Raw genomic sequence first — 15,079 nt, 5'->3', positions numbered from 1 at the left:
CGCGATGCGCCGCGCGGGCGGCGCTCGATTTCCGCCGCCCCGCAAAACTCAAGGCGAAACCCTAACCCTACAACCCCTCCAGCTCGGCCATCAGGTCACTGAGCCGGTCGACTTTGTCGTCATCCAGCGCACTGCCCTGCAGCCCCTGCACATATTCAGCCAGCTCCTCTACCGTGCTGCACTCGAACATCGCCCGTAGCGGCACGTTCAGTTGTAACTCCTTCTGCACCCGCGAGGCGATCTGCGTGGCCAGCAGCGAATGCCCGCCCAACTCGAAGAAGTTGTCGTGCACCCCTACCCGCTCGGCCTTCAGCACATCGGCCCAGATACCGGCCAACACCTCCTCCAGCTCGTTACGCGGCGCCTGGTAGGCCTGGCTGTGCTGGCCACCGATGTCGATGGCCGGCAGGGCCTTGCGGTCGAGCTTGCCGTTGGCGTTGTGCGGCAGGCTGTCGAACCAGCCCCAGTGCAGCGGCACCATGTACTCCGGCAACTCGGCACGCAGGCGCTGCTTGAGCTGCTCCAGCAACGCAGCATCGGCTGCAATGCCCTGATGCGCCACCAGGTAGCCCACCAGGTGCTTGCCATTGACGCCCTCTTGCACGCCAACGGCAGCATCGCGGATTTCCGCCTGCTCGTGCAGACGGGCTTCGATCTCGCCCAGTTCGATGCGGTAGCCGCGAATCTTTACCTGGTGGTCGATGCGCCCGACATACTCCAGCACCCCGTCCGGACGCTGCCGCGCCAGGTCGCCGGTGCGGTACAGGCGTTCGCCTGGCGCACCATGAGGATGGGGGATGAATGCCAGCGCCGTACGCATCGGGTCGCCGACATAGCCACGGCCCACGCCGGTGCCAGCCACGCACAGCTCACCCACCGCCCCCAGCGGCACCAGCGTCTGGTCCTCGCCGAACAGGTACAGGCGGTTGTTGTCGGTCGGCGTGCCGATCGGCAGGTAGCTGCCACGGGTCGAGGCGGCATCGACGCGGAAGAACGCCACGTCATCGGAGCACTCCGCCGGGCCATAGGCGTTGACCAGGCCGATCTGCGGGTAACGCTGCAGCCACTGCGCTGCCAGCTCCGGTGGCATGGCTTCGCCGGTCGGCAGCATCCAGCGCAACCCGTCGAGCGCCTGATGGTCGTTGGCCAGCATGCCCTGGATCAGCGACGGCACACTTTCCAGTACGGTGATGCCGGTAGCCTGCACATGCGTCAGCAGGCCCTGCGGGTCATGGGCGATGGCGTTCGGCACAATCTCCACTTTGGCGCCGAACAACGGCGCGGCAAGGAACTGCCACACGGAAATGTCGAAGCTCTGCGAGGCCGTCTGGGCGACCACGTCCTGCTCGCTGAGCGCCAGGTACGGCACCTTGCTCAGCTGGTTGTTGAGCATGCCGCGCTGCTCGACCATCACCCCCTTCGGCAGGCCGGTGGAGCCTGAGGTGTAGATCACATAAGCGAGGTTATCCGGCCCGCTGTGGATGCCTGGGTTGTGGCTGGCAACGGCACTGGCCTGGATGTCTTCCCAAACCAGCAGCTGCGGCCGTGTCGCCAGCTCCAGCTCATCCAGCAACAGCTGCCCTTGCTCAGCACAGGCTGCACTGCACACCAGCACCGGCGTGCCGCTGAGCTGGATGATGCTTTGCAGGCGCGCTGCCGGCAGGCCAGGGTCCAGCGGCAGGTAGCCAGCGCCAGCCTTGAAGCTGCCAACGATCATGCCCAGCAACGGCAACCCGCGTTCGGCCAGCAATGCCACCGGCTGATCCACGCGGACCCCGGAAGCCACCAGGGCATGGCCCAGGCGGTTGGCCGCCAGGTTCAGCCCGGCGTAGTCATAGGAGGCTTCCAGGCAACGGGCCACAGTACGCTGCGGATGCGCGGCCACTTGTGCTTCGAACTGCGCGATGTAGCTCTGCTCCAGCGGATAAGACCGTTCGGTACGGTTGCAGTCTTCCAGCAGGAAGCGCTGTTCTTCGGTGCCAAGCAACGGCAGTTCACCCACCTCCCCTTCAAAACCCTGCACCAGCGCCAGCAGCAGGCGCTTGAACTCGGCCAGCAGGCGCTCGACGGTCGGGTAGTCGAAGTAACGCTGGTCGAACGACAGGTGCAGGCCGAGGTCATCGCCCGGGTAGCACACTGCTGTCAGCGGGAAGTTGGTATGGGTACGGCCCGAGTCGGAACTGGCATTCAGGTGCTGGGCGTGGTCGAGCACGGTGGTTTCCACCGGCGCGTTCTCGAACACGAACAGGCTGTCGAACAGCGGCTGACCCTTGGGCAGCTCGCTGCATTCCTGGATCGCCACCAGCGGCAGGTATTCGTACTCGCGCAGCTCCATGTTGCGCTCCAGCAGGCCTTGCAACCACTGGCGCACACTGCAGCGCTCACCCGCCACCGGCAACTGCACGCGCAAGGCAATGCTGTTGATGAACAGGCCGACGGTACGCTGCATCTGCGGCATGCTCACCGGGCGCCCGGCCACGGTCACGCCAAAGATCACGTCGCGGTCGCCGCTGTAGCGCGCCAGCACCAGGGCCCAGGCCGCCTGGGCAAAGGTGTTGACGGTGAGCTGGTGGGCCTGGGCCAGTTCGCGCAGGCGCACGCCGTCGCTTACCGCCAGGCGGGTGTAGCAGTCACCGACGATCATGCCGCTACCGGCATGGTCGTGGCGCAGCGGGCGGTCGCTGGGGAGGGTGGTGGCGCGTTCGAAGCCGGCCAGGTTGGCCTGCCACCAGGCGCGCGCGTCGTCCAGGCCCTGGCGTTGCAGCCAGCCGATGTAGTCGCGGTAGCGCGGCGGCACCGGCAGCTGGGCCTGACGGCCTTCGCCAAGGGCCTGGTAGACCTCGAAGAAGTCGTTCATCAACAACGAGCGGCACCAGGCATCGATGAGGATGTGGTGGTTGCTCATCATGAACCAGTAGCGCTCGTCGGCCACACGCACCAGGCGCAGGTGGAACGGCGCCTCGCTGAGCAGGGCGAAACCCGCCTCGCGTTCCTGCTTGTGCAAGGCCTGCAGGCGCTGCTCCTGGGCGTCGTCATCGAGGCCGCGCCAGTCCTGGTAGTCCACCGGTGTGTTGCCCGGCTTGTGGATGATCTGCAGCATCGCCTCGCCGGTATTCCAGCTGAACGATGCACGTAGCGCTTCGTGGCGCGCCACTACCGCCTGCCAGGCCTGGGCGAAGCGCTCGGGGTCGAGCGCGCTGTTGATGCGGTAGCGGTCCTGCATGTAATAGAGGCCGGTGCCCGGCTCCAGCAGGGTGTGCAACAGCATGCCCTCCTGCATCGGCGTCAGCGGGTAGACGTCCTCGATCTGCGCAGCCGGTACCGGCAGCGCGTCGATCTGCGCCTGGGTCAGGTGTGCCAGCGGGAAGTCCGACGGCGTGAAGCTGCCGTTGCCATCCGCCAGGCAATGCTCGACCAGTGCCAGCAGCTCCTGGCGATAAGCCTCGGCCAGGCGGGCGATGGTCCGCTCGTCATAGCGCTCGGTGCTGAAGGTCCAACGCAGTTGCAGGGCACCGCCATACACCTGGCCATCGACACTCAGCCAGTTGGGCAGCGGTGCATCGAGGTCGTGGGCCAGGCCGGCCGGGGCGTCCATTGGCTGGAACAGAGCAGAGCTGTCGAACTGCTGGTCGAACTGGCCCAGGTAGTTGAAAGTGATACGCGCCTGCGGCAAGGCCGCCATCTGCTCACGCCCGGCCTCATCCGCCAGGTAGCGCAACACACCGTAACCCAGCCCTTTGTGCGGCACCTGGCGCAGCTGCTCCTTGATGCGCTTGATCGAACCGGCCCGCGCCGCGTCGTCCTCGCCTGGCAGCGGGCGCAGGCTCAGTGGATAAGCGTTGGTGAACCAACCGACGCTGCGGGTCAGGTCCATGTCTTCGAACAGCCCGTCGCGGCCATGGCCTTCAAGCTGTACCAACACTTCTTCGTCGCCGCTCCAGCGGCACAGGGCACGTGCCAGCGCGGTCAGCAGCAGGTCATTGACCTGGGTGTGATAGGCCGCCGGGGCCTGTTGCAGCAACTGCCGGGTCTGCACCACATCCAGGCCGATGGCCAGGGTACGGGCGTGACGGTGCAGGTTGCCGCCCTGCGGGTGATCGCATGGCAGTTCGCGGCGCACGCTGCCCAACTGGCCTTGCCACCAGCCCAGCTCGTCGCGCAGCGAATCGCTGCCGGCATAGCTGGCCAGGCGTGCGGCCCAGTCGCCCATGGCATGGGTCTTGGCCGCCAGCGGCTGGCCACGGTACAGCGCCTGCAGGTCTTCCAGCAGCACGCGCCACGACACGCCATCGACCACCAGGTGATGGATCGCCAGCAACAGGCGCTGGCTGCCCTGCCCGTCCTTTACCAGCAAGGCGCGCAACAGTGGGCCCTGCTGCAGGTCGAGGCTGCGTTGCAGGTCGGTATACAGCGGTTGGCAATCGGCGAAGTCGGCAACCGTGGCTGTCCATAGCAATTGCCCGGTGCCAGGCTGGGCATATTCGGCCTGCCAACGGCCCTGGGCCTGGCTGAAGCGCAGACGCAGGCTGTCGTGGTGCTGCACCAGGGCGGCCAAGGCGTGCTCCAGTACCCCTTCATCCAGCGGCTCGCGCGCCTCCAGCAGAACGGCCTGGTTCCAGTGCTGCGGCTGTGGCACTTCACTGTCGAAGAACCAGTGCTGGATCGGCGTGAGGCCGGTCTGGCCCTGGCGCTGGCCCTGTTCGATGCTGCTGGCGGCTTCGCTGTGCCGAACGATGGCCGCCAGGGTCTGGATGGTCTGATGCTGGAACAGGTCGCGCGGGGTGAACTGCAAACCGGCCTGACGGGCCCGGCTGACCACCTGGATCGACAGGATCGAGTCGCCGCCCAGCTCGAAGAAGTTGTCCTGCACGCCAACCCGGGCAACGTTGAGCACGTCGCACCAGATCTGCGCCAATTGCGCTTCTACCGGGCTGCCGGGCGCCTGGTACTGCTGGCGAGCCTGCTCCAGGTCCGGCAGCGGCAGCGCACGGCGGTCGAGCTTGCCGTTGCCCATCAGCGGCAGGCTGTCGAGCAGCACCAGGTGCGCTGGCACCATGTAGTCCGGCAGATGCTGGCGGGCATCGGCCTTCACCGCGTCGCGCAGCAGGCCCTGGGTCTCGCTGTCGGCAGCGGCCTGCTTGCACACCAGGTAGCCCACCAACTGCTTGCCGCCCGGCAGGTCGAGGGCCAGCACCACGGCCTCGTCGATATCGGCATGCGCCTGCAGGCGGCTTTCGATCTCGCCCAGTTCGATGCGGAAACCGCGAATCTTCACCTGCTGGTCGGCGCGGCCGACGTACTCGACCAGGCCATCGCTGCCCAGGCGCACCAGGTCACCGGTGCGGTACAGGCGCCCGCCTTCGCTGCTGAACGGGTCGGCGACGAAGCGCTCGGCGCTGAGGCCCGGGCGGTCGTGGTACCCCTGGGCCAGGCCGGCACCGCCGACATACAGCTCGCCAATACCGCCTTGTGGCAACAGGGCAAGGTCCTCGTCAAGGATGTAGGCCGTGCGGCTACCGATGACGCGGCCGATCGGTACGCTGCCAAGCTCCGCTGGCAGTGTCTGTGGTGCCAGGCAGGCCAGCGGCATGACCACGGTTTCGGTCGGCCCGTAGGCGTTGAAGAACTGCTGCGGCGCGAAGGCCTGGCGGATGCGCTGCAGGTGTTCGCCGGTCAGCGCTTCACCACCGGTAATCACCAGGCGCACGGGCAACTGCTCGCCCTGCCCGGCCAGGTACTGCGCCAACTGGCTACCGTAGCTGGGCGTGAAGCCGAGGATGCTCACCTGCTGCTCGTGCACCAGCTGACAAATGTCTTCGGCACCCCACTGCCCCTGGGCACGCAACACCACGCGGGCGCCACACAGCAGCGGCACCCACAGGCGTTCGCTGGCGGCATCGAAATTGATCGAATAGAAGTGCAGTTCGCAGTCATCGCTGCGCATACCGAACGCCGCGATCACCGCCTGGCAATGCATGGCGAACTCGCCGTGGCTGACTACCACGCCCTTGGGCTTGCCGGTGGAGCCGGAGGTGTAGATCAGGTAGGCCTGGTGCTGCGGCAGGTTGAGGTTGTCCAGCGGCGCATCGCTGTAGGCCGACAGGCTGGCGCTGTCGTCCTCCAGGCTCCAGCGCGTCACGCCTTCGGGCAGCTCGCCCAGGGTTTGCAGCAGCGCGCGCTGGCTCAGCAGCAGGCCGATGCGGCTGTCTTCAATCATGTAGCGCAGGCGGTCGAGCGGGTACTCGGGGTCGAGCGGCACGTAGGCGCCACCGGCCTTGAGGATGGCCAGCAGGCCGACGACCATTTCCAGCGAGCGCTCCAGCGCCAGGCCCACGCGCACCTGCGGGCCGACGCCGCGCTCGCGCAGGGCGCGGGCCAGGCGGTTGGCCTGCTGGTCGAGTTCGGCATAGGTCATGTGCTGGCCGGCGAAGGTCAACGCACCTGCATGCGGCGTGCGCGCAGCCTGGGCGGCGAACAGGCCGTGCAGGGTCTGGCCGAGGTCGAGGTCCTGCTCGCCCTGCAACTGGCCCGCCAGCACCTGCTGCTCGGCGCTACTCAGCATCGGCAGCTCACACAGGCGCTGCTGCGGGTTGTCGAGCAGGCCGGCCAGCAGTTGCTGCCAGTGCTCGGCCATGCGTGCAATGCGTGGTTCGTCGAACAGGTCACGGCTGTAGGTCAGGCAGCAACCCAGGCGGCCGTCGAGGTCGGTCACCTCCAGGTACAGGTCGAACTTGGTGGCGCTGGCGTCGTTGACCAAGTAATCCACCTGCATGCCAGCAAGCTGGCGGCTTTGCTGGAAGGCCCAGCGCTGCACGTTGCACATCACCTGGAACAGCGGGTTGTAGGCACTGCTGCGCGGTGGCTGCAGGGCTTCCACCAACTGGTCGAACGGCAGGTCCTGGTGCGACTGGCCTTCGATGGCAACCTGGCGCATCTGCTCCAGCAACTGTGCGGCGGTCATCTGGCCGTCCAGCTCGCAACGCAGCACCTGGGTGTTGAGGAACGCGCCGATCAGCCCTTCGCTTTCCGGGCGGATGCGGTTGGCCACCGGCGCGCCAATGCGCAGGTCACGCTGGCCGCTGTAGCGGTGCAACAAGGCGGCCAGGGTGGCTGCCATGGTCATGAACAGGGTCAGGCCACGCTGGCTGTTGAAGGCATGTACGCGGGCAACCAGCGCCGGGTCGAGCTCGAAACGGTACAGCTCGCCACGGTGGCTCTGTACGGCCGGGCGCGGGCGGTCGGCAGGCAACGCCAGCACCGGGTGTTCGTCGCCCAGGCGATCCTTCCAGTAGGCCAGCTGGCGGGCGCCCTCGCCGCTCTCCAGCCATTGCCGTTGCCAAACGCTGTAGTCCAGGTACTGCACCGGCAGCGGCGCCAGCGGCGATTCGCGGTCATCGACGAAGGCCTCGTACAGCTCGCCCAGTTCGCGGGCGAAGATGTCCATGGCCCAGCCTTCGGTGACGATGTGGTGCAGGGTCAGTACGAAGAAGTGCTCACGCTCTTCGGCTTTGACCAGGCATGCGCGCAGCAGCGGGCCGCGCTCCAGATCGAACGGCTGGTGCGCCTGGTCGTCGGCCAGTTGTTGCAGGCGTTGTTGGCGGGCATCGGCGGGCAAGGCGCTGAAGTCCTGCCAGTCGAGGTGCAGGCTGCTGTCTTCGGCCACGCACTGGTACGGCACGCCATCGATGCCGGGGAAGGTGGTGCGCAGGGTTTCGTGGCGCACCACCAGCGCCTGCAGCGCACGCTCGAAGGCATCCACATGCAGGGCGCCGCGCAGGCGTGCCATGCCGCCGACGTTGTACGCCGGGCTGTCCGGCTCCATTTGCCAGAGGAACCACATGCGCTGCTGCGAATACGACAGCGGCACCGCCTGACGGCGGTCGACACGGGCGATTGCGCCTTGCAGGTTGTGCTCACCGGCAGCGCGGACACGCGCGATCTCGGCACAGAAGGCGCCCAGCTCGCTGGCGTCGAACAGGGCCTTGAGCGGTAGCTCGACATCGCAGGCCTGACGCGTGCGCGAAACAATTTGAGTGGCCAGCAGCGAATGGCCGCCGAGGGCGAAGAAGTCATCCTGCAGGCCGATGCACGGCAGGTTCAGCACCTCTCGCCAGATGGCGGCAACCTGCTGCTGCAGCTCGGTTTGTGGCTCGACGTGCGCACGCTGCTGCCACACCGGGGCCGGCAATGCCTTGCGATCGACCTTGCCGCTGGGGCCCAGCGGCATCTGCGCCAGCGGGATGAGTTGTGCCGGCACCATGTAAGCCGGTAGTTGTTCAGCCAGCACCGTCAGCAATGCATCAGGCTGGGCGCTGCCGGTGTAGTAGCCGACCAGTTGTGCGCCGACGGCATCCTTGTGGATCAGCACCAGCGCCTGTTCGACCCCCGCTTGCGCCAGCAGGCAGGCCTGGACTTCCTCGGGCTCGACCCGGAAGCCACGCACCTTGACCTGCTGGTCGAGGCGGCCAAGGTACTCCAGCGCCTCGGTCTGCACCTGCCAGCGGGCGCGGTCGCCACTGCGGTACAGGCGTTCGCCATGGCCGTCGGCCCGGGGCACGAAGCGCTCGGCGGTGAGGCCCGGGCGGCCCAGGTAGCCACGGGCCAGGCCTGCACCGCCAAGGTACAGCTCGCCCGGTACACCAGGGGCCGTCAGTTCCAGCTCGTCGTCCAGCACGCGGCACAGCACATTGCCCAGCGGGCGGCCGATCGGCGAGTGCTCGCCATCGCTAGCCTGGCAATGCCAGTGGGTGACGTTGATGGCGGTTTCGGTCGGGCCATAGCGGTTGTGCAGTTGCACCTGTGGCAGCGCCTGTAGCACCCGGTCACGCAGCGCGACGGACAGCGCTTCACCACCGGAGAACAGCCGGCGCAGGCTGCTGCAGGCACCCGCCTGCGGCTCCTGGATGAATACCTGCAACAGCGGCGGCACGAAGTGCAGCGTGGTCACGCCATGGGTTTGCACCAACGCGGCGATGCGCTGCGGGTCACGGTGCTCGCCGGGGCCGGCAAGCACCAGCTTGCAACCGGTCACCAGCGGCCAGAAGCATTCCCACACCGAAACGTCGAAGCTGATCGGCGCCTTCTGCATCAGCACGTCACTGTCGTCCAGCGCATAGCTGGCCTGCATCCACTGCAGGCGCTCGGCCAGTGCTGCATGGGTATTGCCCACGCCTTTTGGCTGGCCAGTGGTGCCGGAGGTATAGATCACGTAGGCCAGGTTGTCGCCATGCAGGTGCAGGCCAGGCGCATGGGTAGGCCAGCTGTCCAGGTGCAACTGGTCGAGGGCAATGGCGCTGACGCCCTCGACCTGTGGCAGCCTGCCCAGCAGGCTGCTGTGGCTCAGCAGCAGGCCAGCGTTGCAGTCGCCGAGCATGTAGGCCAGGCGCTCGGCCGGGTAATCGACGTCCAGCGGCACATAGGCGCCACCGGCCTTGAGAATGCCCAGCAGGCCGACCAGCAGCTGCGGCGAACGCTCTACGGCGATGGCCACGCAGGTGTCGGGGCCGACGCCTTTGTCACGCAGGTAGTGGGCCAGGCGGTTGGCTTGCTGGTGCAGCTCGGCGTACTCCAGGCTGCCACCGTCCCACACCAGGGCGGTGCGCTGCGGGGTCAGGCGTGCCTGTTCATTGAGCTGCTCGACCAGCAGACGCTGCGGTGCCGCTACCGGTGCCTGGCCCCAGCTCAGCAGTTGCGCGCGGCCAGGCTCGTCGAGCAATTGCACCTCGCCCAGCGCCCGCTGCGGCTCGGCGCACACCTGCTCCAGCAGGGCCAGCAGGTGCTGGGCCAGACGCTGGACGGTGCTGGCGTCGAACAGTTCTGCGGCATAGTCGAAAGCCAGGCTCAGGCGGCCCTGGTGGTCTTCCTCACTGTGCAACTGCAAGTCGAACTTGGCTTCGCGACTGTGCCACGGCAGTTCTTCGGCCAGCAGGCCCGGCAGGCGGCGCAGGGCAGACAGGTCACGTTGCTGGTGGTTGAACATGACCTGGAACAGGCCTTGCTCGCGTGCCTCGGGCAAGGCGTCGACCAGTTGCTCGAACGGCAGGTCCTGGTTGGCTTGGGCGTCCAGGGTGGCCTGGCGCACCTGGGCCAGTAACTGATCGAACGGCAGGCGGCCATCGAGTTGCGCGCGCAGCACCTGGGTATTGATGAAGAAGCCGACCATACCTTGGGTTTCCAGGCGCGGGCGGTTGGCGTTGGGCACGCCGACGCGGATATCGGCCTGGCCACTGTAGCGGTGCAGTAGCGCCTGCCAGCCGGCCAGCAGGACCATGAACAGGCTGGCCTGCTGTTCGCGGGCCAGGCCCTTGAGCGCCTCGGTGAGCCTGGCCGGTACCTTGAGGCTGAAGCGGGCGGCACGGTGGTCGCGCTGGCTGGCGCGTGGATGGTCGGTGCACAGGTCGAGCACCGGTAGTTCATCTCCCAGGCGCACCTGCCAGTACTGCAACTGACGCTCGGCTTCGCCTGCGGCCAGCCACTGTCGCTGCCAGGTGCCGTAGTCGGCGTAACCCAGGGTCAGCGCTGCCAGGTTGGCCTCAAGGCCTTGGCAACGGGCGGCGTACAGTTTGGCGAATTCGTCGAGCAGGATGTTCAGCGACCAGCCATCGGCGACGATATGGTGCAGGGTCACCCATAGCTGATGGTGTTCATCGTCAAGGCGCGCCAGGGTCACCCGCAGCAATGGCCCATGGGTCAGGTCGAACGGCTGGCGGGCCTCGGTTTCCCGCTGGGCGGCGACCTGTTCGGCGGCCTGGCCTTCGAGGTCCAGGCGGCGAAGGTTGAACGCCTGTTGCGGCAGGATGCGCTGCAGGGCCTGGCCGTTCTCTTCGGCAAACAGGGTACGCAGTGATTCGTGGCGCGCCACCAGCGCCTTGAAGGCCGCTTCCAGGGCACTTTCGTCCAGCTCACCGCGCAACTGCAGGCCGGCCGGAATGTTATAGGCGGCCGACTGCGGGTCCAACTGCCATAGCAGCCACAGGCGGTTTTGCGCCAGCGACTGGGGCAGCGCCTGGGTGCGCTCCAGGGTGGCGATGGCCCCGACCCGGCCACCGCCTTCGGCGATGATCGCGGCCACGGCCTTGGCGTAATCAGCCAGTACCGGCGCCTCGAACAGGGTGCGCAGGCCCAGGTTGATGCCCAGTTCATCGGCCAGGCGTGCGGTGGCGTGGGTGGCGGCGATGGAGTTGCCGCCCAGCAGCAGGAAATGGTCGTCTGCTGCCACCGCCTCGACCTTGAGGATGTCGCGCCACACAGCGGCGATGCGTGCCTGTAGTTCATCGCCGGCTGCCCCCGTGGCAACGGGCTCGCCCACTTCAGGGAAGCGGGCATAGCAGTCCAGGCTGCCATCGTCCATGCGCAAGCGGCAGGCCGAACGCTGCAGCTTGCCGCTGGAGGTCTTGGGCAGCGCGCCCGGGTTCAGCAACAGGACCACGGCCGGGGCCTGGCGGCAGGCGTCGGCGATCACCTGGCGCAGGGTCTTGATCAGGTCCTGGGGTTTGATCGCCTTCTGCACGTTGCGGCTGACTTCCACCGCCACGCCGATGCCCTCCTCGCCTTGCTGCTCAACGGCGAACACCGCCACCCGGCCTTTGCGCAGCACATCCACTTCGCGCTCGAGGGTTTTTTCCAGGTCCTGCGGGTACAGGTTCTGCCCACGCACGATCAGCATGTCTTTCAGGCGCCCGGTGACGAACACTTCGCCTTCGCGCATGAAACCCAGGTCACCGGTACGCAGCCAGGTCTGGCCGTCCATCTCGACGAAGGTGCGGGCGCTGGCCTCTGGGTTGCGCCAGTAGCCCAGGGCGATGCTCGGGCCGCCGGCCCAGATCTCGCCCACCTGGTTGTCGCCCAGCACCTGCAGGCGTTGTGGTTCGACAATGCGCACGGCATGCCCGGGCTGCGGGTAGCCACAGCTCATCAGTACACTGCCCTTGCCAGGTTCCGCACGGTTGGCGGCGAAGGCTTCGGCGTCCAGCTCCAATGCGGCGATGCCCTGGCCACGGCGGCTGCCGCTGACGAACAGGGTCGCCTCGGCCAGGCCGTAGCTGGCGAAGAAGCTCTGTGAGTCGAAGCCGCAGGCCTGAAACTTGTCGGCGAAGGTCGCCAGGCTGTCCTGGCGGATCGGCTCGGAGCCGGAATAGGCCACCCGCCAACGGCTGAGGTCGAGCCCGGCCAGCGAGGCTTCGCTGACCCGCTCGCTGCACAGCCGGTAGGCGAAGTCGGGGCCGCCGCTGATGGTACCGCCGTATTCACTGATGGCCTGCAACCAGCGCAGCGGCCGGGCCAGGAAGTAGCCCGGCGACATCAGTACGCAGGGTACGCCGCTGAAGATCGGCTGCAACAGGCCGCCGATCAGGCCCATGTCGTGGTACAGCGGCAGCCAGCTGACGATCACGTCATCAGGATTGAGGTCGATGCCAAAGCCCTGGCGGATCAGTTGTTCGTTGGCCACCAGGTTGCCATGGCTGACCTGCACGCCTTTGGGCAATGCGGTGGAGCCTGAGGTGTACTGCAGGAAGGCGATGTCATCACCCTTGAGTGCGGGCTCGCGCCAGTTCGCAGCCAACGCCGGGTCCAGGCTATCCACTGCCAGCAGTTCGGGAGCGTTGGGCGCCGCCAGGGCCTCCAGGCCCTGCAGGCTGCCGTGCAGCGCCGCAACGGTCAGCAGCAGGCGCGGCTCGGCGTCGTCGATGATCGACAACAAGCGCTGCTGGTGGTGCTGGCGCGCGGACTCCGGCGGGTAGGCCGGCACTGCAATCACACCGGCATACAGACAGCCGAAGAACGCCGCCACGTAGTCTGGCCCGCTGGGGAACAGCAGCACTGCACGGTCGCCGAAGCCGGCCCGGGCCTGCAAGGCAGCGGCGATGGTGCGCGCACGCTGGTCGAGGTCCCGATAGCTGAGCACGGCCTGCTCGCCGGGCGCGTCGGCCAGAAAGCGCAAGGCGACTTTGTCCGGGCTCTGCGCGGCGCGTTGCGCCAGGGCCTGGACCAGCGAGAGCGGGAGTTCGAAGGCGTCCGTCATGGGGTGTTCCTGCCAGTGTCTGGTTGGGTCGGGCCGGCTGCTGCGCGAACGTGGGCGCGGCGGCGTGTGGCGGCCTGGGGTGTACACAGGGGAACGGATGGGCGGGGGGATAAATTAGCGTATGAAAGGGTTTGGGGGCTGCATTTGGGCTGCTGGGGGTATGCCTTGGGTGGTGCGGCGCTCGATCTCACAGGCGCTGAAAACGCCCTGCCATGCACCCAGCAAACCTCACGCCTTAGAACCGAAATCACATGAAACTAATTACATTTCGCATTTGACAATTATTATCATTCTGAATAGCTTGTCGCCCGTCGTAGGAAGCTTCCCAACTTTGGGTGCGTCCTTTCCCCTCTGTGACAAGGTGATTTCCATGGCGGAACAACTATCCACAAGTAAGTGCGATTCACCATTACTGCAGGCCTTCGTCGACAACCGCAGCATCCTGGTCAAGATTGCCGCCCGCATCACCGGCTGCCGCTCGCGCGCCGAAGATGTGGTGCAGGACGCCTTTTTCCGGCTCGGCGCCGCTCCGCACATCACCTCGTCGTTCAAGGCGCAGCTGAGCTACCTGTTCCAGATCGTGCGCAACCTGGCCATCGACCACTACCGCAAGCAGGCCATGGAGTTGAAGTACTCCGGCAGCGAGGAGGAAGGCCTGAACGTGGTCGTGCAAAACGCCTCCCCCGAAGCCACCCACATCAACCTCGCCGCACTGGATGACATTGCCGAGGCGCTGAACGAACTGCCTCAGCGCACCCGCTATGCCTTCGAGATGTACCGCCTGCATGGCGTGCCGCAAAAAGACATTGCCAAGGAGCTGGGCGTGTCGCCGACGCTGGTCAACTTCATGATCCGCGATGCGCTGGTACATTGCCGCAAGACGGCCAGTCGGCAGGCCTGATCAAGCAGAGTTCGCTTCTTCGCGGGCACGCCCGCTCCCACAGGATAAGCACAGACCTCAAAGACTGAGGGGGACCTGTGGGAGCGGACGTGCCCGCGAAGAAGCCACCTCGATATCAAGCCAGTTTGCAGCGGTCGAAAAACCGTTCCCGCCCCAGAATCATCAACGCCGCACGCTTGTGCGGGAAGTCGAACTCCTTGTCGCAATGGAAGCACTGGTCGTGCATGTAGCCGATCATCTTGCCGTTGTCGGCACGCGGCTCGGCCACCACCCGCTGGGTGCGTGGGTCATCCAGGAACAGGTAGTGCACCAGCGCCGATAGCCAACTGGCCACCTTGTGCGGCCCGCGGTGGCTCTCCTCCCCTACCAGCATGTGGATGCCACGGTCGTAGTCATCGGCCGGGTAGAACGGCGCAATGCGGTCTTCCTTGGCCCAGTACGCCTCGAAGTAGGCAAACGGCTGGTCATCGAAGCAGCCGATCAGCGTCAGGGTATGCGGGTCGGCCTCGAGCTTGCCCAGGTACTCGCGATGCTGCGCAAGGGTGCCACCCTCCTGCCAGAACGCCTCCACCCGTGGGTTGTTCTGCCAGCGGTTGAAGCGCTCCAGGTCATGCTCGATCTCCAATGTCCGCAGCGACACCCAACTGCCCAGGCGCGCATCGAAGCGCCGGTACACCTCGCCACGGGGCTTGGGCGTGCGGCGTGGGTGGCGCTTGCCGTTGCTGATCTGCATCTGCTGCGGGTATGCCACGGTGGCCGACTCGCCCAGCCACGGCTGCGGCAGCTGCCAGAACAGCGCTCGCTCGCACAGGTACTGGCCTGGCTGCTCACCGGCTAGCAGCAGGCCACTGGTCAATGCCTGGGGCAACGCCTCGGGTAGGTGCCAGGCCAGGCGCTGACAGGCCGGATCGCGGGACAGCAGCCAATAACAGGCGGCCCACAAGGCCTGATAGGGGCGCTCGGGGCACAGGCGCTCAAGGTGAAGGTGCAGGGTAGCGCCCGCCTCCAGGCGCAACTGGATCAGCGGGCGGCCTTCGAGGGACAGGCTCAGCCAGCTGTCGCCCTCCTCGGCACTGAGGCTGCGCCAGCGTGGTACTGACAGGGGCTGCGAAGCGGCATCGAACGGCATGGGCTTGACTCACGGCAATGAAGAAAAG

At 66.6% G+C, this 15,079-nt stretch carries 3 protein-coding genes; 1 reads left to right on the top strand and 2 read right to left on the bottom strand.

Translation table 11 applies throughout. The features are described 5' to 3' along the window. Nucleotides 1-67: 67 nt before the first annotated feature. Nucleotides 68-13,021 carry a non-ribosomal peptide synthetase gene (locus tag J5M71_RS03990; RefSeq protein WP_207830041.1) on the bottom strand — a complete coding sequence of 4,318 codons (12,954 nt, stop codon included), beginning with the start codon at nucleotides 13,019-13,021 and terminating at the stop codon, nucleotides 68-70. Nucleotides 13,022-13,391: 370 nt separating this feature from the next. On the opposite strand from J5M71_RS03990, the gene J5M71_RS03985 reads away from it, so the two are divergent. Then, complete coding sequence (locus J5M71_RS03985; protein ID WP_207830039.1) at nucleotides 13,392-13,922, top strand: RNA polymerase factor sigma-70; 531 nt, start codon at nucleotides 13,392-13,394, stop codon at nucleotides 13,920-13,922. Nucleotides 13,923-14,037: 115 nt separating this feature from the next. On the opposite strand, the gene J5M71_RS03980 is transcribed toward J5M71_RS03985, so the two are convergent. Beyond that, on the bottom strand, nucleotides 14,038-15,051 hold the full coding sequence (locus tag J5M71_RS03980; RefSeq protein ID WP_207830038.1) for a GNAT family N-acetyltransferase: 1,014 nt from the start codon (nucleotides 15,049-15,051) through the stop codon (nucleotides 14,038-14,040). Between the last annotated feature and the right edge of the window lie 28 nt (nucleotides 15,052-15,079).

It is taken from the genome of Pseudomonas sp. 43(2021), assembly GCF_017490805.1.
In the GTDB taxonomy this organism is placed as follows: domain Bacteria; phylum Pseudomonadota; class Gammaproteobacteria; order Pseudomonadales; family Pseudomonadaceae; genus Aquipseudomonas.
The sequence above is the reverse complement of the archived record's forward strand: the minus strand, read 5'-3'. Positions and strand labels throughout refer to the sequence as shown.